We start from the raw sequence: 20,221 nt of genomic DNA, 5'->3' as shown, positions 1-20,221 counted from the left end.
CGCCCCCAGCGCTTCCGCGCAACCCACGTCGACTCCCTGAGCGCCTCGGCCCCGCGAGATCTTGGTAGGAAACGGCCCTTACAGGGGCCGGAATCCTCCAAGATCTCGCCGGGCTGCGCCACGGGACGCCCGTCGGTCGTCTGTGAGGTCGACAGGAGGTGAATGCCACTGTTGTTCCGTCTTCCCCGGGCCGGTGACCGCGTGGCACGCTACCGGCACGTAGCAGCCAACTGGGCGACCAGCCAATGATGACTGACCGCTAGGAGGACGGGCCCATGGGCGAGATGGTGAGCTTCACCGGCAACGGGGGGACGAGCGAGGGGTATCTCGCGATACCCTCCGGCGGTGCGGCCAGCCCGGCGGTCATCGTCATCCAGGACTGGTGGGGACTGGTGCCCCACGTCCGGGCCGTGGTCGACCGCTTCGCCGAGGCCGGCTTCGTCGCCCTCGCGCCGGACTTCCGGCACGGCGGGCCGGCCGTGAAGCCGACCGAGCCGCGGCTGATGCTGAACAGCTCCCAGATGGACGAGGCGGCGAGCGACATCGCCGCCGCCGCCGAATACCTGGCGAGCCGGTCGGAGGTCGCCGGCAAGGTGGGCTGTGCCGGGTTCTGCGCGGGCGCCAGCCTGGCCCTGTGGTCCGGCACGTTCTCCGAGCGCATCGTGGCCACCGCCGGGTTCTACCCGCGTCTGCCCTGGGAGGGCATGGCCACCGACTGGGCCGACTACGCCGGGAAGGCCGCGCTCATCCACTGCTCCGAGGCCGACGGCCTGTCCGCCGCCGACGAGGTGCAGAGCGTACGCCGGTCCATCGAGTCCGCCGGTGGCACCTGCCAGACGTTCGACTACCCGGGCACCGCGCACGCGTTCTTCAACGAGGACCGGCCCGAGCACTTCGACCAGCGGGCCGCCGCGACCGCCTGGGCCCGCACGCTGGAACTGTTCCGGGCGAAGCTTGGCTGAGTCGCGTACCCCGCAGGACGTGGTCGCCCGCGCCGCGCGGGCGGCCGACCTGGCCGACCTCGACGGCGCGGTCAGCGACTGTTTCGCCTGCCCGCGCCTGGTGGCGTGGCGGGAGGAGGTCGCCCGGATCAAGCGGGCGGCGTTCCGCGACCAGGACTACTGGGGACGGCCGGTGCCCGGCCTCGGTCCGCAGGACGCGCGCATCGCGATCCTCGGCCTGGCGCCGGCGGCGCACGGCGGTAACCGCACCGGCCGGATCTTCACCGGGGACCGGTCCGGTGACGTCCTGTTCGCCGCGCTGCACCGCGCCGGGCTGGCGAACCAGCCGACGAGCGTCGCCGCGGACGACGGCCTGACGCTGCGCGACACCCGCATCTTCGCGGCCGTGCGATGCGCGCCGCCGGACAACAAACCCACCCCGGCCGAGCGGGACACCTGCGCGCCGTGGCTGCACCGCGAGGTCGAGTTGATCCGGCCCACGCTGCGCGTCGTGGTCGCGCTGGGCGCGTTCGCGTGGGCCGCGTGGTGGCCGGTGCTACGCCAGGTGTACGGGCAGCGACCGCCCACGCCGCGACCGGTGTTCGGCCATGGGGCACACTGGTCCGGCGAGTCGGTGCCGGCGTTGCTGGGCTGCTATCACGTCAGCCAGCAGAACACGTTCACCGGACGGCTCACACCGGCGATGCTGGACGACGTGTTCACCCGGGCGAAGCACCTGGCCGGGGTGGACTGAGGAGCACCTGGGGCGGTGGGATGGATTTCGGCGTACTGCGCAGGTGGTGGCCGGTCGCCGCGGTGACGATGCTGCTCGCGCTCGCCGCGTTCGCCGCCGGTCACTCCGCCATCGGGGCCAGCCGGATCCCGCCCGCCGCCGACACCATCCCGTACGTGCCGGAGTACCCGTCGCCCGAGGCGGTGCCGTCGTACCCGGTGGAACCCCGCGACGTGGGTGAGTCCACGTCGGGCGGTGTGCCCGACTGGCTGGCCACCGCCGCCGTGGCGTTGCTGTTCGCGGCGGTGCTGGGCGCCATCGGGTACGTCCTGTGGAACGTGGTCCGGGGCGCGCTGCGGCGCACGACCCGGGCGGTGCCGGTGCGGCGCACCAGGCGTACCGCCGAGGGGACCGCCCGCGAGGTGGTGGCCGCGCTCGACGCCGGACTCGTCGAACTGGACGACCGCTCCACCGACCCGCGGACCGCCGTGATCGCCTGCTGGGTGCGCCTGGAGGAGGCCGCCGAGGACGCGGGCGTGCCCCGGCACACCGGCGACACCCCGACCGACCTGGTCGCCCGGTTGCTGCGGGGCGACCCGGAGGCCGGCATCCCGGCGATCGCCAGCGCCGACGTGCTCGACGGTTTCGCGCACGTCTACCGGGAGGCCCGGTACGCCACGCACCCGGTCGACGAGCGCACCCGGGACCAGGCCCGCGCCGCGTTGCGGCGGCTGCGCGGCGAGCTGACCAGCCTGGCGGGGGAGGCGTCGTGAGCACCAGCATCGACGACCTGCTCTCGTTCGGCGAGGAGCCGGCCGGGGAGGCCGAGCGTCCGTCCGGTGGCGGCCGGGCGCGCGCGCTGCTGCGGACCGCCGCGGTCACCGCCGCCGTCGTCGTGGTGGTGTTGGTCGGGCTGCGCGCGGTCGGCCTGAAGGTGCCGATCTGGATCATCGTGGCCGGGGTTCTCGCCGTGCTCGCCGTACGCCGGGTCACCACCGCGCTGTCGCCCCCGCCGCCACCCCGCGCCGGTGCCCGGGCTCCCGCCGGTGAGGAGCCCGGCACCTGGAACTGGTCCGCCCGGGACGCACTGCGCACCGCGATCAACGGCTGGGAGCGCCCGCTGGACTGGTCCGCCGACAACCGGGAGCGGTTCACCGAACGCATCCTGCCGCGCCTCGGCGAGCTGGCCGACGAACGGCTGCGTCAGCGGCACGGCGTCACCCGTGAGTCCGACCCGGCCCGTGCCCGAGCCCTGCTGGGCGAGCCACTGTGGACGTTCCTCGACACCCCCGTCCGCCGCCCTCCGTCGCCGCGCGACCTCGCGGCGATCGTCGCCGAACTGGAGAAGATCTGATGAACGACGTGGACCGGAGCATGCCCCCCGCCGAGGTGGGCCGGCTCGCCCGGACCGTCCTGGACGCGGTCGGCACCGTCGTGGTCGGCAAGCGGGACGCGCTGGAGCTGGTGCTGGCCGGCATCCTCGCCGGTGGTCACGTGCTGCTGGAGGATCTGCCCGGTCTCGGCAAGACGCTCACCGCGCGTTGCTTCGCGCAGGCGCTCGGGCTGGACTTCCGGCGGCTCCAGTTCACGCCGGACCTGCTGCCCGCCGACGTGACCGGCTCGTTCCTATACGACCAGAGCAGCGGCGACTTCGCCTTCCGGGCCGGGCCCGTGTTCACCAACCTGCTGCTCGCCGACGAGATCAACCGGACGCCGCCGAAGACGCAGTCGGCGCTGCTGGAGGCGATGCAGGAGAAGCAGGTCTCGGTGGAGGGCGTGACCTACCGGCTGGACGAGCCGTTCCACGTGCTCGCCACCGCCAACCCCATCGAGTACGAGGGCACGTACCCGCTGCCGGAGGCGCAGCTCGACCGGTTCCTGCTGCGGGTGTCGTTCGGCTACCCCACCCACGACGAGGAGTGGGACGTGCTGCGCCGCCGGATCGCCCGCCGCCGCGAGGAAGCGGAGATCAAGCCGGTAGTGGACGCCGCCACGCTGCGCGCCATGCAGGCCGCGCTGGAGGACGTGGTGGTCGAGGACTCGGTCGGCCGGTACATCGTGGCGCTCACCGCCGCCACCCGGGAGCACCCGTCGGTGCTGGTCGGCGCGTCCCCGCGCGGCTCGCTGGCGCTGCTGCTGCTGTCCCGGGTACGGGCGGTGCTCGCCAACCGCGACTACGTCGTTCCGGAGGACGTCAAGGCGGTGGCGGCGCCCGCGCTGGCGCACCGGATCACGCTGCGGCCGGAGATGTGGCTGCGCCGGGTCGACCCGTCGTTCGTGGTCGGCGAGGTGCTGGAGTCGACGCCCGCACCGGCCAGCGGCGCGCTGCCCAGCTACGCCGCCGGACGCTGATGGACCGGGCCGACGCGGCGAGCGGCTGGGCGCCCACCTGGGCGCTCGGCCGGGCCGTGCTGCTCACCGGCGTGCTGCTCGTCGCCGCCGTCCTGCTCGGCCGCATCGACCTGGTGGTGCTCGCCACACCGTTCGCGCTCGGGACCGCGTACGCGCTGCGCCGCCGCCCCGCCGCGCTGCCCGAGCTGGAACTCGGTGTCGGGGACACCCACCTGGTCGAGGGCGCCCCGCTGGCCGCCACCGTCGCGGTGGCCAACCCCGACCTGATCGGGTACGACCTGGCGGTGGTCCGGACCCGGATGTCGCGCTGGCTCCGGGTGGAGCAGGTCGGCTTCGGCGGCGCCGGGCTGGACGTGAGCCGCTCCGGCGGCGCCGACCGCCCGTTCGTCACCTCCGTACCCCGGGGCAGCGCTGTCGACCTGGAACTGACCGGCACCGCCCTGCGGTGGGGACGGCACCCGATCGGCCCGGCCGGGGTCCGGGTCGCCGCCGCCGACGGGCTGCTGGTCTCCCGCGCGGTGATCACCGAGCCGATCCGGGCCCGGGTCTATCCGCGTACCGAGCCGTTCGACGCGGTCGAGGCGATGCCCCGCGCCGCCGGGCTGGTCGGCGCGCACCGGTCGCGGCGGCCGGGCGAGGGCGGCGAGCTGGCCGGCGTACGCGTCTTCGCGCCCGGCGACCGGCTGCGCCGGATCGACTGGCGGGTGTCGCTGCGGGCCCGTCAACTGCACGTCGCGGCGACGCTCTCGGACCGGGACGCCGAGGTGGTTGTGCTGCTGGACGTGCTGGCCGAGGCGGGCCGCTCCGGTGGCGTGAACGGGACCGCGTCGGTGCTGGACACCACGGTCCGGGCCGCCGCCGCGATCGCCGAGCACTACCTGCACCGCGGCGACCGGGTGTCGATGCTGGAGTACGGGCCGGCCGCGCGCCGGCTGCGTCCGGCCACCGGGCGGCGGCAGTACATGACCGTCCTGGAGTGGCTGCTCGACGTGCAGGCCGAGTCGTCCCCGCACGAGCCGTACGACCAGGTCTTCGGCCCGCAGGTGCTCTCCTCCGACGCGCTCGTGGTGGTGCTCACCCCGCTGCTCGACGAGCGGTCCGCGCAGATGCTGGCCCGGCTGGCCCGTGGCGGGCGGTTCGTGGTGGCGGTGGACACGCTGCCGGCCGAGCTGCCGATGCCGAAGGAACGGGGCTGGGCCGAGGTCGCGTACCGGCTGTGGCGGCTGGACCGGGACACGATGATCGGCCAGCTCCGCGAGCACGGGGTGCCGGTGGTGCGCTGGGCCGGCGCCGGCAGCCTCGACGAGGTGCTGCGCGACGTGGCCCGGCTGGCGACCGCCCCGAAGGCAGGCATGAGATGACGGACGCCCTGGTGGAGCGGGTGCGGGCGCTGCGGTACGCCGCCGCCCGGGTCAGCCCGCTGCCGCTGCTCGTACGCGGCGGCATCTTCCTCGTCGTGCTGGCGGGCTTCCTGCTCGCGTACCCGGTGCAGGCCCTGACCGCGCGCTCGCTGCTGGCCCTGACGGTGGCCGCGGTGCTGCCGGCGGTCGGGCCGCGCCGGATCTGGCCGACGTTCACCGCGCTCGTGACAGTCGGCGGCTGGCTGCTGGCCACGCTCGGCTTCGACCGGCCACCGGCGCTGTGGCGGCTGCTCGCCGTGGCGACGCTGCTCTACCTGGCGCACTCGCTCTGCGCGCTCGCCGCGCTGCTGCCCTACGACGGGCTGATCGACCCGGACGTGGTGCTGCGGTGGCTGGGCCGCGCGGGTGCCGTGGTGCTCGCCAGCGCCGTGCTCGGCGTGGTGCTGGCGTGGCTCGGGGGAGCGGGCGGTACGGACGGCTCACAGGTCGCGACAGTCGTGGGACTGCTGGTGGCGGTGGGGCTGAGCGCGCTGCTGGGCTGGCTGCTCCGGCGCAGGTGACGCGGCGCTCCGGGGACGTTGCGCAGGTCACACGGGTTGTGCTCCGTCACAGAAGGGGGTCTCGCGCGGGATTACCCGAAGCACCCGGGGAAAGATAGATGACGTGAACCCGAAGCGGATCCTTGTCGTGGGTGCCGGTCACGTGGGCCTGTACGCCGCTCTGCGCCTGTCCAAGAAGCTGAGCAGGCGTGAGGCCGAGGTCATCGTCGTCGACCCGCAGCCGCACATGACGTACCAGCCGTTCCTCCCGGAGGCATCGGCGGGCAACATCTCCCCTCGGCACGCCGTGGTGCCGCTGCGGCGGGAGTTGCGCAAGTGCACCGTGGTGGCGGGCACCGTCACCCGGATCGACCACGACCGCATGACCGCCGTGGTGCAGCCGATCAGTGGCCCGGCCCGGGAGATCCGGTACGACCACGTGGTCGTCGCCCCCGGCTCGGTCTCCCGCACCCTGCCGATCCCCGGCCTGCACGAGAACGGCATCGGGTTCAAGACCATCGGCGAGGCCATCTTCCTGCGCAACCACGTGCTGGACCGGCTCGACGTGGCGGCCTCCACCACCGACCCGGCGGTCCGCAGCCGTGCGCTGACGTTCGTCTTCGTGGGCGGCGGCTACGCCGGCATCGAGGCGCTCGCCGAGATGGAGGACATGGCCCGTGACGCGCTGCGCTACTACCCGGAGCTGAAGCCGGAGGACATGCGCTGGGTGCTCGTCGAGGCGACCCAGCGGGTGCTGCCCGAGGTCGACCGGGACATGGGTGCCTACACGGTGCAGCAGCTGATGAAGCGGGACATGGACATCCGCCTGGACACGCGGCTGGAGTCCTGCGTCGACGGTGTGGTGAAGCTCTCCGACGGCGACAGCTTCCCGTCCGACACCATCGTCTGGACCGCCGGCGTGAAGCCCTCGCCGATGCTCGACGCGACGGACTTCCCGCGTGACGAGCGTCGCCGGGTCACCTGCCGGCCGACGCTGCAGATCGTGGACGGCGACCGGGTGGTCGAGGGCGCGTGGAGCGCCGGTGACTGCGCCGCCGTACCGGACCTGACCAAGGAGCCGGGCAACTTCTGCTCGCCGAGCGCCCAGCACGCGGTGCGGCAGGCGGCGCGGATGGCCGACAACATCGCGAACGTGATCCGCGGGCGCGAGCCGGTCGACTACAAGCACAAGCACGCCGGCAGCGTGGCCAGCCTCGGCCTGCACAAGGGCGTGGCGCAGGTCTACGGCATCAAGATGACCGGCTGGCCGGCCTGGTTCATGCACCGGACGTACCACATGTCGCGGATCCCCTCGTTCAACCGCAAGGTGCGCGTGGTGGTCGACTGGACGCTGGCGTTCTTCCTCAAGCGTGAGGTGGTCGCGCTGGGCCAGCTGCACGACCCGCGCGAGGAGTTCGCCGAGGCGTCCGCCCCGCCGGTCGCCGCCCGCGTCTGACGAAGCCGGACGAGAGGCCCTTCCCGTACGCGGGAGGGGCCTTTCGCCGTGACCGAGGTCAGAACCGCCAGGTCCAGGCGTCGGCGAGCCGTACCCCCGGCCGCCCGTAGAGCTGCTCCAGGGTCCGGCGCAGCATCTCCGCGTGCGGCGTGTCGTCGGTCACCGCGACGCACGACGCGTGCCAGAACTCGACGTCCCGGGCGGCCTGGCGGCGTTGCCGGTCACCGACGGCCGGCGCCACGCCGCGGCGGGCCACGTCGGCGAGCAGTGCCGAGGTGGGCCGCTGCCAGGTGCCCATTGTGGCCGAGCCGTCCGGGCCGTACGGGCCGATGAAGAAGCCCTCCGGCATGGCGAAGGCGACACCGGTGGCGGTGGCCCAGCGCATCGGCCAGGGATCCTGCGGGGTGGCGGTGGGCACCGGCACCAGCACCCCACCGGGGCGTACGCACTGCCGCCAGTGGCCGCCGGTGACGAACTCGGGCAGCGGCGGCCGGTCCATCGTGGGCAGCGGGGTGGGGAAGATGCTGAGCAGCGCCGCGCCGACCGCGAACGGGACCACCCGGCGGGCCCGGCCGGGTTCGCCGAGCGCCCGGTGCACGGCGAGCGTGAGCACGGTGCCGGCGAGCGGCAGCACCGCCAGCGCGAAACGCATCGGCAGCGCGCCGTCCACTACCGGCAGCCCGGCCAGCAGCGCGTACGGGCCGGGGATCCCGGTCCGCTCACCACCGGCCACCACCTCCGGGCCGAGCGCGAGCGCGGCCATGGCCAGCGCGGCGGCCACGAGCGCCACCACCGGGGCGCGCCGGCCCAGCCAGACCGCGCAGCCCACGGCGACCAGCAGCAGCGGCCAGCCCAGGAACGTGGTGAACTCGGCCGGGCCGGTGGTGAGCCGCACCGCCTCCGGGCTGCCGAAGACCGACAGCGCGGAGAGGCGGGTCCAGGCGATCAGGTCGGCGGAGAAGTAGGCGGGCGGGAACATCCCGTGGGCGACGCCCTGCGGGCCGGCGAACTGCACCCACAGCGGGTACGCCAGCACCGGCAGCGCCAGCCCGGCGGCGGCGAGCAGCCCACGGGCGAAGCCGGAACCGGCCCGGCGCAGCAGGTCCCGGTCGGCCAGCCCGTACGCGACGGCGGTCACCGCCAGGGTGAGCGCGGCGAGGAACAGCACCTCCTCGCCGACGAAGACCTGCACGGTGACGACTGCGGCGAGCCCGGCCGCGGAGGTGGCCGTCCGGCGGCGGTCCGGGCCGTCCGGGCGACCGGCCGGGTCGGCGGCGCGCAGCAGCCGGACCACGAGCCAGACCAGCACCGGGACCAGCCACTGCGCGGTCATGTGCAGGTGACCGTTGCTCTGCGAGACCATGCCCGGCCCGAAGCCGCACAGCGCCGCACCGAGTGCGGCAGCGAGCCGGCGGGCCCGCAGGACGCGGACGAACAGCAGGTACCAGGCGAGCGCCGTACCGGCCATGTTCACGGCGACGAGCAGCGCGAACGTGACAGGCGCCCCGAACGCCAGCGTGACCGGGGCGAGCAGCACGCCGAGCGCCACCACCGAGGTGTTCGCCATCAGGTTGACCCCGTCCGGCGCGTTCAACCGTCCGGTGACCAGGCTCAGCTCGCCGCGCAGGGCGCGCGCGTCCAGCGCCAGGAACCACTCGTACAGCGTCTGGTCGGCCGGGTTGAGCGCGAGCACCCGCGTGCCCGGCGCCGGCCAGAGACCGTGGGTGAGCCAGCCGGCGAGTGCGACGAACGCCACCCCGACGAGCAGGTCCGCCCGGTGCCGCCGGACGGCGGCCGTCACCCGCCGCGTGACCGCCGCCGGGCGGGCCGCCCGCGCGTGGTCGGGCGCCCGGGTCGTGCGGGCGACGCTGGTCACGGCTTCGACCATAACGGCCGCATCCCTCGGGGTACGCCGCGTCGCGGCCGAGCCGCTACGGTGAGATCTGCACCGCCGCGTGTCGACGCGCCGGTGTCACCCGCCCGGGTGGTGGAACGGCAGACACGGCCGCCTTAAAAGCGGCTGCCGCAAGGCGTGCGGGTTCGACCCCCGCCCCGGGCACGTGAACTCTCAGCTTTCCCACAGCTAGCGGTAGCACGCGCGTTTGCGCCCACGTCTACCCTGGAGTAGCACGTCTACGTGCGATCGACCCCCTGAGGGAGGCCTGAGAAGTGAAGACCTCGAACCCGGTGCTCGCCCGGCTCGGCCAGGCGGCAGAGCGTGAGCGGGCGGCCGGGTACGCCCAGCCCGGGCCGTACGGTCAGCCCGGATACCCCCAGCAGTACCCGCAGCAGCAGTACCCCCAGCAGCCCTACGCCCAGCCCTACCCGGGCGGCTACGGCCAGCCGGTGGCCCCGCCCACCGTGACCCCGATGACCCTCGACGACGTGGTCGTCAAGACGGTCCTCATGCTCGCCATCCTCGGTGCCTCGGCCGCGGCGGCCTGGGTGCTCGTGCCGGACTCCCTGGTCGGCGTCGCGTGGATCGGCGCCGCCGTGGTCGGCCTGGTGCTCGGTCTGATCATCTCGTTCTCGCGGATGGCCAACCCGGCGCTCGTCGTGGCGTACTCGATCATCGAGGGCGTCTTCGTCGGCATGGTCAGCAAGGCGTTCGAGTCGCTCTACGACGGCATCGTGCTCCAGGCGGTCGTGGCCACGTTCGGCGTCTTCTTCCTGATGGCGATGATCTACAAGGCGCGGATCATCCGGGCCACGCCGAAGTTCGCCCGGATCATGGTGGCGATCATGGCCGGCCTGTTCGGCGTGATGCTGGTCAACCTGGTGCTGGCGCTGTTCGGCGTCAACACGCACCTGCGTGACGGCAGCCCGCTCGCGATCGGCTTCAGCCTGGTCTGCATCGTGGTGGCGTCGCTGAGCTTCGTGCTCAACTTCGCCGACATCGAGGAGGGGGTCCGGATGGGCCTCCCGCAGCGCTACTCGTGGACCGCCGCCTTCGGCATCGTGGTCGGCCTGGTCTGGCTCTACATCGAGATCCTGCGGCTGCTCAGCTACTTCCAGGGCGACGACTGACATCACGCCCTCCCCGACGACGCCCGCCTGCCGCATCCGCGGCGGCGGGCGTCGCCGTTTCCCCGTCTCCGCCGCGCCGCCCGGGGCAGAGTGGGATCCGGGTACGTGGGCGGGAGGTGGTCACGGTGCGCAGTGCCAACCCGGTGCTGGACCGGCTGGACGACGTCGGCCGCGCCGAGCGGCAGGTGCTCGGGGTCGGCACCGCCGACACGATGACGGTGGCCGACGTGGTCAGCCGGACCGTGGGGCTGCTGCTGGTCACCGGCGTCACGGCGGCGGTGTCCTGGGTGGTGGTGCCGCAGGCCGCGTGGATCTCCGCCGCGCTCGCCGGAAGCGCGCTGGCCAGCCTGGCCCTGGTGCTCGTCATCTCGCTGAAGCAGATCACCAGCCCGCCGGTCATCGTCGGGTACGCGGTGCTCCAGGGGCTGCTGCTCGGGGTGGCCAGCCGCGCCTTCGAGATGGTCTACCCGGGCATCGTGGCGCAGGCCGTGATCGGCACGTTCGGCGTCTTCCTCGGCATGGCGGTGCTCTACCGGGCCCGGCTGGTACGCGCCACCCCGCGCCTGGCCCGGCTGGTCATCGGCACGCTCGTCGGGATCGTGGCGATCGGCCTGGTCAACCTGTTCGCGTACCTGTTCACCGGGCGGCAGGGGGTGGTCGTCTACAGCCTCAGCGACCGGGTGGGCTGGCTGCCGTACCTGTTCTCGGTGGTGGCGATCATCGCGGGCGCGCTCAGTTTCATCCTCGACTTCGACCTGGTCGAGCGGTCGGCCGCGAACCGGCTGCCCCGCCGCTACGCCTGGTACTGCGCCTTCGGTCTGCTGGTCGGGCTGATCTTCCTGTACTGGCAGATCCTCCGCCTGCTCAGCTACGTGCGCCGCTGACAGTTCCGGCCTGCCGCGCCGGGGCCCGGGGCCGCCGTAGACTCGGCGGCGATGAGCGCAGCGGAACTGGACCGGGCCGTGACCCTGCTGGTCCGACAGGTCGGGCACTGGCAGCAGCCGCGCTGGTCGGCCAAGGCCGACGGCGGCAACGTGTCCCGCGCCGACCTGGTGCACAAGCTGGTCCAGGAGATCGCCAACCTGGCCGCCGACGCGGCCGGTGAGCCGCGCCGCGAGGTGCCCCGCCTTCCCAGCGACCTGGCCCTGCCCGACCAACTCCGCGTGGTCACCGCCGACCTGACCCTCGCCGCGCCCCCCGACCAGATCCTGGCCACCGCCGCCGAAGCGGTGACCCGAACCCGCGCCGCCCTCTAACCCCCCCGGGCCCTGACCCCGTTGATCATGAGGTTGGCGGCGACAAAACGGACGCTGATCCCCGTCAACTTCATGATCGACCGGGTGGGGGCCGGGAGAGGGTGGGTCAGGGGTTCAGCCAGCGGCGTGCCTTGCGGTGTCTTGAGCGGTCGCGCGCCCGCAGGACGGCCGGGCGGTCGTGGCCGGCGGCCTCCGCCTGCCTCGCGTGCAGCAGGCCGTAGGTGAACGTGTTCTCCCCGTCGGCGTACGCCTGGAGCGCCTGCCGCCGGAGCACCTCCCGGGTGACCACCGAGTCCTGGTGGGTGCCGAGCAGATCCTGGAGCGCCTTGAACCGCTTCACCAGGCGGGCGGCCCGCTTGCCGGCGGCCGGCTCGCGCACCTCCACCGCGTAGCGGGCGGCCTTGAGCTTCTTGCGTGCCTCGTGCAGCGCGGCGTCCCCGTCCGGCCCGGTGGTGGCGAGCGCCCGGTCCAGCCGGGTGTCGGCGCGGCGTACCGCCTTGCGGACCCGGCGGTCCACCCACCGCCGGCCGACGTCGGCGGACGGGGCGTCGGCCAGCCGGTCCAGGCGGGTCAGCAGGGCGGGATAGCGGTCGGCGTCCAGCGCGGACCGCAGCGCGGTGGCCGCCTCGGCCAGGTCTGCGGCGAACCGTTCGCCGATCCGCGCCGCGACCGGGCCGAGCACCAGCTCGTCCGGCAGCTCGTGCACCGCCCCGGTGAGCCGGGCGGCCATCACCTGGGTGTCGCGGACCCGGCCCAGCTCGCCGCCGAGGCGGCGCAGCTCGGCCCGGACCGCCTCGCTCTCCCGGCGGTCCCACAGGCCCCGGAAGGTACGCAACGTCGCCCGCAACCGGCGGGTCGCGACGCGCATGTCGTGGACCGCGTCCTCGTCCCCCTGGTACGCGGCCGCGTGGTTGCCGACGATCGCGTCCCGCTGCGCCCGGACGTACTCCAGGACCGGGCCCGCCGGGCCGTCCGGTTCCCGATCGTCGAAACGCTCGATCCGGCCGGCGACGGCCCGGTGCGACTTGCTGACCGCCACCTCGCGGGCGCCGGCTCCGCGCAGCCGCTCTCCGAGCGCGTCGAGCAGCCCTTCGTCGCCCTCGACCAGCTCGATCTCGATCTCGTGCCAGGTCCGCTCGGCGCCGTCCACCAGGTCCTCGGACCGGACGTCGTCCTCGGCCACCTCGGCCAGCACCCGGCCGTCCGCGTCCAGCAGCCGGTGTTCCCGGCGGCGGTTGACGACCCTGGCCGCCGGGGCGACCGGACGACCGCGCGACGCGGCCCGGATCAGCGCGACCAGCTCGGGCGGCGGGCCGTCGTCGGACGCCCCGGCCGGGAACTGGTGCTCGACCCGTGTGCCACCGACAGCGCCCACCTTGAGATGCCAGCCCGCGTCGTGCCCGCCGGTACGGCGGCGCAGCGCGTGCCCGCTGCGCAGCAGGAGCAGATCGTCGGTGTCCCAGTAGACGGCGTCCAGATCCGAGACGGTGGCGTCGGACATGGTCACGACGCCACCGCACCCGGTCAGGTCGGGCAGCCGGAAACCCTCGTCGCCGGAGTACTTGCGCTCACGTTCCACGACGGTCGCCATGCGGCCTCCCGTACCCGGCCCGTGCTCCGGCGAACCGGTCTCAGCTCAGTCGTTCGAGCACCATCGCCATGCCCTGGCCGCCACCGACGCACATGGTCTCCAGACCGATGGTCTTGTCGTGCCACTCCAGCGCGTTGAGCAGCGTGCCGGTGATCCGGGCGCCGGTCATGCCGAACGGGTGGCCGACAGCGATCGCGCCACCGGCGACGTTCAGCTTCTCCTCCGGGATGCCGAGCTGCCGGTACGAGGGGATCACCTGGGCGGCGAACGCCTCGTTGATCTCGACCAGGTCGACGTCGTCGATGGTCATGCCGGCGCGCTTGAGCGCCTGCTTCGACGCCTCGACCGGGCCCAGGCCCATGATCTCGGGGGAGAGCCCGGTGACGCCGGTGGAGACGATCCGGGCCAGCGGGGTGAGCCCCAGCTCGGACGCGCGCTCGGCGCTCATGATCACCACGGCGGCGGCGCCGTCGTTGAGCGGGCAGCAGTTGCCCGCGGTGATCCGGCCGTCCGGGCGGAACACCGGCTTCAGGCCGGCCACCGCCTCCAGGGTCACCCCGGCACGGGGACCGTCGTCGGTGCTGACGACGGTGCCGTCCGGCGTGGTGACCGGGGTGATCTCGCGGGCCCAGAAACCGTCCGCGATCGCCTTCTCGGCGAGGTTCTGGCTGCGGACGCCGAACGCGTCCATGTCCTCGCGGGTCACGTCGTACACCTGGGCCAGGTTCTCCGCGGTCTGCCCCATGGCGAGGTAGATGTCGGGGAGCTGCCCGGCCTCGCGCGGGTCGGTCCACACCTCGGCGCCGCCCCGGGCGCGGGCCGCGGAACGCTCCCGGGCCTCGGCGAAGCGGGGGTTCTCCCAGCCGCCGCCGACGAGGGCCTGCGCCTCCGGCGGCAGCGTGTCCGAGTTGCCCCGGGCGTACCGGGAGACCATCTCCACACCGGCGGAGATGAACACGTCGCCCTCGCCGGCCCGGATCGCGTGCATCGCCATCCGGGTGGTCTGGAGCGAGGACGCGCAGTAGCGGGTCAGCGTGGCGCCGGGCAGGCCGTCGAGGCCCATCAGGGTGGCGACCACCCGGGCCATGTTGAAGCCCTGCTCGCCGCCGGGCAGACCGCACCCGAGGTAGAGGTCGTCGATGGTGGTGGGATCGAGCGCCGGGACCTTGTCGAGGGCGGCCTGGACGATGGTGGCGGCGAGGTCGTCCGGGCGGACCTCGCGGAGGGAACCCTTGAACGCGCGGCCGATGGGGGACCGGGCGGTGGCGACGATGACGGCGTCGCGGGGCGACTCAATCGGCATGAGCCAACGTTAACGCGCGAGTAACATGCCCGGGAAGCCGCGAGGCGGGCGGGAAATGTCACCCCGTGGGCGGCTGCCGGTGGTGCCGGAACGCGACGGCCGCCGCCGCCTCGACCGCGGCGAGCAGGGCGTGCGCCCACACCCGGTAGCCGTCGGCCGACGGGTGGAAGCCGTCGTGGCAGAGCGTCCCCGCGTCCGCGCGGAACACCGGGCCGGTCTCGGTGCCCAGGTCGACGACGGTGCCGCCGGCGTCCAGCACGGCCGCCGTCTGGGCCCGCGCCATCCGCCGCCCGGACCAGCCGAGCACCTGACGCAGCGGCGTGGCGACCGCGCGTACCGCGCCGAGATCCGGACACGTGCCCACGACCACCTCGACGTGCGCCTCCCGCAGACGGCGTACCGCCGAGCCGAGATAGGCCGCCGCGTCACCGGGCCGGGACATCGCGGTGGCGTCGTTCGCCCCGATCAGCACCACCGCCACGTCCGGCCGCTCGCCCAGCAGCGCCCGGGCCACCTGGGTGGCCAGGTCGGTGGCGCGCGAGCCGGAGACCCCCACGCTCGACAACTGCACCCGGCGGCCGGTCGGCCCCTCGGCGAGCAGGTTGGCGAGTTGACCGCCGATGGTGTCCTCGAACCGGTCGACGCCCACGCCGAGCGCCGACGAGTCACCCAGCAGCACCAGCCGCAACGGCGGCGCGTCCGCACGGCCGACCGTCGCGCGCAGCACCAGACCCAGCTCGGGCTGGGCGTACTCGCGGGTGCGGGCGGCGATGGCCTGGCCGGCGAGGACCGCCGCGCCGCCCACCGTGCCGGCCAGCAGCGACAGGGCCGCCGCCCGGCCCCACCGGGCCACCTCGTTCCGCTCGCTCATGACAGCACTCCGCTTCGCTCCGTGCCGCCATGAGGCACCTTCGCGCTGAGCCGGCCGATTCGCTCGCTGCGCTCGCTCATGACAGCACTCCGCTTCGCTCGCTGCGCTCGCTCATGCCGTTCCCTCCAGCGTTGCCGAGTCGGCGGCGCTGCCGGTCGGGGGCACCGCGCCGACGCCGAAGAAGGCCCGCCGGCGAAGCTGCGCCCACCGCCCGCCCGGCCCGCGGTCGCGACCCCGGAGCTGGGCGCCGCTGACCTCCGTGCCGGCGTGCCGGGCCGCCTGGTGGGCGGCCTCCGGGAGCGACCGTACGCCTTCCACGCCGGGCAGGACAGGCCTGCGTTCCGGGACGGCGCCCAGCGCGGACAGCACGGTGGGCAGCAACGCCGCCGCGGCTATCGCGTACCCCTCGGCGGAGGGGTGGAACCGGTCCCAGGCGAACATCCGCCCGGGGTCGGCGGCGAAGCGCGGCCCGAGCATGTCGCCGAGCGAGACGGCACGGCCGCCGGCCTCGACCACGCCCACCGTCTGCGCGGCGGCGAGCTGGCGGCTCCAGCGCCGGGCCAGCCAGCGCAGCGGCGGCTGGATCGGCCGGATGGTGCCCAGGTCGGGACAGGTGCCGACGACCACCTCACAGCCGGCCGCCCGCAGCGTGCGGACCGCGTCGACCAGGTAGCGCACCGCCACCGAGAACGGTGAGCGGTTGGTGACGTCGTTGCCGCCGATCAGGATCACCGCGACGTCCGGCTCGACCTCCAGGGCGGACTCGACCTGGGGCTTCAGCCCGGACGACAGCGCGCCGACCACGGCGAACCGGTGCAGCCGGACCGGTCGGTGCAGGCGGCGGGACAGCCCGGTGGCCAGCAGTGAGCCTGGCGTCTCCCGGCGCCTGTGCACGCCGTACCCGGCCGCCGAGGAGTCGCCCAGGATGACCATGGTGATCGGCGGGCCGGGCAGTCTCGCGCCGTAGACGCCGTCGCAGCGCGGCGGCGGGGCCTGAGCCATCGGGATGGTGCGGCGGGCCTGCCGGGCCTGGCCGAGCAGCACCCCGCCGGTGGCGGCGGTGGCCGCCACCGTGGCACCCGTGCCGATCGCCGCGAGGCGGGCGATCTGCCGGGCGCGCTGCCGGCGGACCGGCGCGACGGAACCAGCGTCCCCCATGAACCGACAGTATCGCGCCGGTACGACCACTGCTGTCCCTGATCGGATGGCTGGGTCGTGCCCGGATTGGGTACCGATGGGGGCAGCGGACGCGGGCTTGCCACCGGGCCGCACCATGTCGGGCGGAGAGGGGCGACATCATGGGGAAGACGTTGAAGCGCAGCGCCGCGTTCGCCGCGCTGGCCCGGGCGCTGGCGGCGGGTACGCGGGGCGGACCGTCGCTCGGGGCACGGCTGGCGGCGCTGCCGCGGATGATCCGCGCGACCAGCAGGGGCGAGTACGACGGCGGCCTGCGCCTGGCGCTGATGGCCGGGGCGACGGCGTACATCGTCTCGCCGATCGACCTGCTGCCGGAGATCCCGCTGGCCATCTTCGGGCTGGCCGACGACGCGGTCATGGTCACCTGGCTGGCGGGCAGCGTGCTCGCCGAGACCGAGCGGTTCCTGGAGTGGGAGGCACGTCGCAGCTCCGTCATCCCCGGGCATGTGGTGCCCTGACGGCACGTACGCTGGTCGGCGAACTGAGGGCTGACCGGCCGCCGGAACCGACGGCGGCGCGACGAAGGGCACAACGAGGTGCAGTACTACGACAACGTCGTCGAGCTGATCGGCAACACCCCGCTGGTACGCCTGCGCAACGTCACCGAGGGCATCCAGGCCACCGTGCTGGCGAAGGTGGAGTACGTCAACCCGGGCGGCTCGGTCAAGGACCGGATCGCGCTGCGCATGGTCGAGGACGCCGAGAAGGCGGGCATCCTGCGGTCGGGCGGCACGATCGTGGAGCCGACCAGCGGCAACACGGGCGTCGGGCTGGCCCTGGTGGCCCAGCTCAAGGGCTACCGCTGCGTGTTCGTGTGCCCGGACAAGGTCAGCCAGGACAAGCAGGACGTGCTGCGCGCGTACGGCGCCGAGGTGGTGGTCTGCCCGACCGCCGTCGCGCCGGAGGACCCGCGCTCCTACTACAACGTCTCCGACCGGCTGGCCCGGGAGATCCCCGGCGCGTGGAAGCCCAACCAGTACAGCAACCCGGCCAACCCGCGCTCGCACTACGAGACCACCGGCCCGGAGCTGTGGCGGCAGACCGAGGGGAAGATCACCCACTTCGTCACGGGCGTCGGCACCGGCGGCACCATCTCCGGCATCGGCCGCTACCTCAAGGAGGCGTCCGAGGGCCGGGTCAAGGTGATCGGCGCGGACCCGGAGGGCTCGGTCTACTCCGGCGGCACCGGGCGGCCGTACCTGGTCGAGGGCGTCGGTGAGGACTTCTGGCCGGAGACGTACGACCGGTCGGTGGCCGACGAGATCGTCGAGGTGTCGGACAAGGAGTCGTTCGAGATGACCCGCCGGCTGGCCCGCGAGGAGGGGCTGCTGGTCGGCGGCTCCTGCGGCATGGCCGTGGTGGGCGCGCTGGAGGTGGCCCGCAAGGCCGGCCCGGACGACGTGATCGTGGTGCTGCTGCCGGACGGCGGCCGGGGCTACCTGTCGAAGATCTTCAACGACAAGTGGATGGCCCGGTACGGCTTCCTGGACGACTCGGGCACCGAGCCGACGGTCGCCGACGCGCTCGCCGGCAAGCCCGGTGGGCTGCCCGAGCTGGTGCACGTGCACCCGACCGAGACGGTCCGCGACGCGATCGACTACATGCGCGAGTACGGCGTCTCCCAGCTCCCCGTGCTCAAGGCCGAGCCGCCGGTGGTGACCGGCGAGGTGGCCGGCTCGATCGCCGAGAAGGACCTGCTCGACGCGCTGTTCACCGGCCAGGCCCACCTGCACGACACGATCGAGCGGCACATGGGCGAGCCGCTGCCGATGATCGGCGGCGGGCAGCCGGTGAGCGAGGCGGTCGGGCTGCTGGAGAAGGCGGACGCGGCGCTGGTGCTGGTCGACGGCAAGCCCAAGGGCGTGCTGACCCGGCAGGATCTGCTCGCCCACCTCGGCGCGCGCTGAGCGGGGCGGGGCCCCGGCACTCCGGGGCCCCGCCCGTTCACAGCTCCCGGCCGTAGCGCAGTTGCGGCACCAGCGCCGAGCCGATGTGCTCGTCCCGCTGCAGACCGGTCAGGACCCAGCCGCCGCGCTCGTAGAACCGGCGCGCGTGGGTGTTCTCCCGCAGCACCCAGAGCGCGGCACGGGTCCATCCCCGGGCCCGCATCGCGTCCAGCGCGTCCACCATCAGCGCCCGGCCGGTGCCCCGGCCCCGCTCGGACGGCTCCAGGTGGATCGCGTTGAGCAGCCCGGTCGCCGGGTCGCCCTCGTCGTCCGGCCCGAGATAGCTGAAGCCGACCAGCCGGCCGTCCCGCTCGGCCACCGTCATCCGGTGGTCGGCGCCCTCCCAGGTCAGCCGCTCCACCCAGTAACGGCCCATCGCCTCCGGCGTCGGGTCGGCGAGCGCCTCGGGCGGCAGGAACGACGAGTACGCCGCCATCCGTGAGCGCTGGTGCAGGGCGCCGACCGCCATCAGGTCGGCCTCGGTCGCGGAACGTAGGGAGATCGTCACCCGGGCGACGGTACCCGCCGGGGCGGCACCTGCACCGTCTGGAGATCCTCGGCGATCACCAGATCACCGGTGAAGTGCTCCCGGGCCTCGTCGTGGAAGCGGCGCGGGTCGGCGTACCGCTGGGAGAAGTGGGTGAGCACGAGCGTGCGTACCCCCGACTCGGCCGCCACCCGCGCGGCCTGGCCGGCGGTGAGGTGCCCGACCTCGGCGGCGAGCGCCGCCTCCGACTCCAGGAACGTCGACTCGATCACCAGCAGGTCGGCGTGCTCGGCCAGCGCGTACACGCCGTCGCAGAGCCCGGTGTCCATCACGAACGCGAACCGCTGCCCCGGCCGGGTCACGCTCACCTCGTCGCGGGTCACGCGGCGTCCGTCGCGGTCCAGGTGGCCGTCGCGCAGCAGTCGCCCGACGTCCGGGCCGGCGATGCCGTACGCGGCCAGCCGCTCCGGCAGCATCCGGCAGCCGTCCGGCTCGACCAGGCGGTACCCGTACGTCTCGATCGGGTGCCGCAGCCGACGGGCCTCCAGCGTGCCGATGCCCAGCGTGATCCGCTGCCCGTCGGTGTCGATCGGCTCGACGGACAGCTCGGCGGTCTCGTAGAAGCTGGAGGCGTGGCGCAGCCGGGCGAAGTACTCGGCGCCGCCGGCCGGGAAGTGCACCGCCACCGGGTGCGGTACGCGGTCCAGCGAGAGCCGCTGGATCGTGCCGGGCAGGCCGAGGCAGTGGTCGCCGTGGAAGTGGGTGACGCAGATCCGGGTCAGGTCGGTGGCGGTGATCCCGGTGTGCAGCATCTGCCGCTGGCTGCCCTCGCCCGGGTCGAAGAGGATCACCTCGTCGTCCCAGCGCAGCAGGTAGCCGTTGTGGTTGCGCTGCCGGGTCGGGGCCTGGCTGGCCGTACCGAGCACCACCAGCTCACGCATGGACACGGCATCCTCCGGAGCGCATAAAGCGACCCCCGGGGCTTCCGCGCTCGCGCGCGGGCCGGCTGGACTGGGCCGGCACCCCGGGGGTCGGGTGGCTGTCGTGGTTTCGCCGCACCGCTGCCACACGGTCTCGACGATCATGCAGTGCCCGCCTCGCGGCGGACGAGTTCTCACTGTCGAGGACAGCGGCTAGCGGACAGCCACCTCACGAGTCCGA

20 protein-coding genes and 1 tRNA gene are annotated in these 20,221 nt (G+C 73.9%); 14 read left to right on the top strand and 7 right to left on the bottom strand.

Annotated features, from left to right (window positions below; translation table 11 throughout):
• Positions 1–275: 275 nt before the first annotated feature.
• From EAD96_RS15800 to EAD96_RS15765, 8 genes are all read left to right on the top strand, one after another.
• Entirely contained in the window at positions 276–962 is a 687-nt protein-coding gene (locus tag EAD96_RS15800) for a dienelactone hydrolase family protein (RefSeq protein WP_121684830.1), read from the top strand.
• A 19-nt stretch (positions 963–981) separates the two neighbouring features.
• Entirely contained in the window at positions 982–1,695 is a 714-nt protein-coding gene (locus EAD96_RS15795) for a uracil-DNA glycosylase (protein WP_121684829.1), read from the top strand.
• A gap of 20 nt (positions 1,696–1,715) precedes the next feature.
• Positions 1,716–2,447: a DUF4129 domain-containing protein gene (locus EAD96_RS15790; RefSeq protein ID WP_121684828.1), complete on the top strand. Its 732-nt coding sequence runs from the start codon at positions 1,716–1,718 to the stop codon at positions 2,445–2,447.
• Entirely contained in the window at positions 2,444–3,028 is a 585-nt protein-coding gene (locus EAD96_RS15785) for a hypothetical protein (protein WP_121684827.1), read from the top strand. Before EAD96_RS15790 ends, EAD96_RS15785 begins: the two co-directional genes overlap by 4 nt.
• The gene (locus tag EAD96_RS15780; protein ID WP_121684826.1) at positions 3,028–4,026 is read left to right on the top strand and encodes a MoxR family ATPase; all 999 of its coding nucleotides are present in this window, start codon (positions 3,028–3,030) and stop codon (positions 4,024–4,026) included. The genes EAD96_RS15785 and EAD96_RS15780 overlap by 1 nt, the downstream gene beginning before the upstream one ends.
• On the top strand, positions 4,026–5,387 hold the full coding sequence (locus EAD96_RS15775) for a DUF58 domain-containing protein (protein WP_121684825.1): 1,362 nt from the start codon (positions 4,026–4,028) through the stop codon (positions 5,385–5,387). The genes EAD96_RS15780 and EAD96_RS15775 overlap by 1 nt, the downstream gene beginning before the upstream one ends.
• Positions 5,384–5,947: a hypothetical protein gene (locus EAD96_RS15770; protein WP_120571591.1), complete on the top strand. Its 564-nt coding sequence runs from the start codon at positions 5,384–5,386 to the stop codon at positions 5,945–5,947. Before EAD96_RS15775 ends, EAD96_RS15770 begins: the two co-directional genes overlap by 4 nt.
• 103 nt (positions 5,948–6,050) lie before the next feature.
• Positions 6,051–7,382: an NAD(P)/FAD-dependent oxidoreductase gene (locus EAD96_RS15765; protein WP_047891391.1), complete on the top strand. Its 1,332-nt coding sequence runs from the start codon at positions 6,051–6,053 to the stop codon at positions 7,380–7,382.
• Between the two features lie 58 nt (positions 7,383–7,440).
• Here EAD96_RS15765 and EAD96_RS15760 read toward each other — a convergent pair whose 3' ends face one another.
• Positions 7,441–9,270 carry a hypothetical protein gene (locus tag EAD96_RS15760; RefSeq protein ID WP_121684824.1) on the bottom strand — a complete coding sequence of 610 codons (1,830 nt, stop codon included), beginning with the start codon at positions 9,268–9,270 and terminating at the stop codon, positions 7,441–7,443.
• A gap of 90 nt (positions 9,271–9,360) precedes the next feature.
• On the opposite strand from EAD96_RS15760, the gene EAD96_RS15755 reads away from it, so the two are divergent.
• The 4 genes from EAD96_RS15755 to EAD96_RS15740 all read left to right on the top strand — a co-directional run bounded on the left by EAD96_RS15755 (position 9,361) and on the right by EAD96_RS15740 (position 11,665).
• Positions 9,361–9,441, top strand: a tRNA-Leu gene (locus EAD96_RS15755).
• A gap of 110 nt (positions 9,442–9,551) precedes the next feature.
• Positions 9,552–10,409: a Bax inhibitor-1/YccA family protein gene (locus tag EAD96_RS15750; RefSeq protein WP_120571589.1), complete on the top strand. Its 858-nt coding sequence runs from the start codon at positions 9,552–9,554 to the stop codon at positions 10,407–10,409.
• Between the two features lie 125 nt (positions 10,410–10,534).
• On the top strand, positions 10,535–11,293 hold the full coding sequence (locus tag EAD96_RS15745; RefSeq protein WP_120573968.1) for a Bax inhibitor-1/YccA family protein: 759 nt from the start codon (positions 10,535–10,537) through the stop codon (positions 11,291–11,293).
• Positions 11,294–11,344: 51 nt separating this feature from the next.
• Entirely contained in the window at positions 11,345–11,665 is a 321-nt protein-coding gene (locus EAD96_RS15740) for a hypothetical protein (protein WP_121684823.1), read from the top strand.
• 106 nt (positions 11,666–11,771) lie between these two features.
• Here EAD96_RS15740 and EAD96_RS15735 read toward each other — a convergent pair whose 3' ends face one another.
• The 4 genes from EAD96_RS15735 to EAD96_RS15720 form a co-directional block, all read right to left on the bottom strand.
• Positions 11,772–13,256 (bottom strand): CYTH and CHAD domain-containing protein, encoded by a 1,485-nt coding sequence (locus EAD96_RS15735; protein WP_121684822.1) that lies wholly within the window; start codon positions 13,254–13,256, stop codon positions 11,772–11,774.
• Positions 13,257–13,296: 40 nt separating this feature from the next.
• Complete coding sequence (locus EAD96_RS15730; protein ID WP_121684821.1) at positions 13,297–14,559, bottom strand: acetyl-CoA C-acetyltransferase; 1,263 nt, start codon at positions 14,557–14,559, stop codon at positions 13,297–13,299.
• A gap of 58 nt (positions 14,560–14,617) precedes the next feature.
• The gene (locus EAD96_RS15725; RefSeq protein WP_121684820.1) at positions 14,618–15,430 is read right to left on the bottom strand and encodes an SGNH/GDSL hydrolase family protein; all 813 of its coding nucleotides are present in this window, start codon (positions 15,428–15,430) and stop codon (positions 14,618–14,620) included.
• Between the two features lie 111 nt (positions 15,431–15,541).
• The gene (locus tag EAD96_RS15720; protein WP_120571585.1) at positions 15,542–16,588 is read right to left on the bottom strand and encodes an SGNH/GDSL hydrolase family protein; all 1,047 of its coding nucleotides are present in this window, start codon (positions 16,586–16,588) and stop codon (positions 15,542–15,544) included.
• A gap of 140 nt (positions 16,589–16,728) precedes the next feature.
• On the opposite strand from EAD96_RS15720, the gene EAD96_RS15715 reads away from it, so the two are divergent.
• Positions 16,729–17,085, top strand: coding sequence for a YkvA family protein (locus EAD96_RS15715; protein ID WP_120571584.1), 357 nt, complete (start codon positions 16,729–16,731; stop codon positions 17,083–17,085).
• Positions 17,086–17,163: 78 nt separating this feature from the next.
• Positions 17,164–18,534: a cystathionine beta-synthase gene (locus EAD96_RS15710; RefSeq protein ID WP_121684819.1), complete on the top strand. Its 1,371-nt coding sequence runs from the start codon at positions 17,164–17,166 to the stop codon at positions 18,532–18,534.
• Between the two features lie 37 nt (positions 18,535–18,571).
• On the opposite strand, the gene EAD96_RS15705 is transcribed toward EAD96_RS15710, so the two are convergent.
• Together EAD96_RS15705 and EAD96_RS15700 are read right to left on the bottom strand one after the other, a co-directional pair.
• Positions 18,572–19,081, bottom strand: a complete 510-nt coding sequence (locus EAD96_RS15705; protein ID WP_121684818.1) for a GNAT family N-acetyltransferase — start codon at positions 19,079–19,081, stop codon at positions 18,572–18,574.
• Positions 19,078–20,007 (bottom strand): ribonuclease Z, encoded by a 930-nt coding sequence (locus EAD96_RS15700; protein ID WP_121684817.1) that lies wholly within the window; start codon positions 20,005–20,007, stop codon positions 19,078–19,080. The genes EAD96_RS15705 and EAD96_RS15700 overlap by 4 nt, the downstream gene beginning before the upstream one ends.
• Positions 20,008–20,221: the final 214 nt, after the last annotated feature.

Source organism: Micromonospora sp. BL1 (assembly GCF_003667485.1).
Lineage (GTDB): Bacteria > Actinomycetota > Actinomycetes > Mycobacteriales > Micromonosporaceae > Micromonospora > Micromonospora tulbaghiae.
This window is presented reverse-complemented; position numbering and strand designations above follow the sequence as displayed.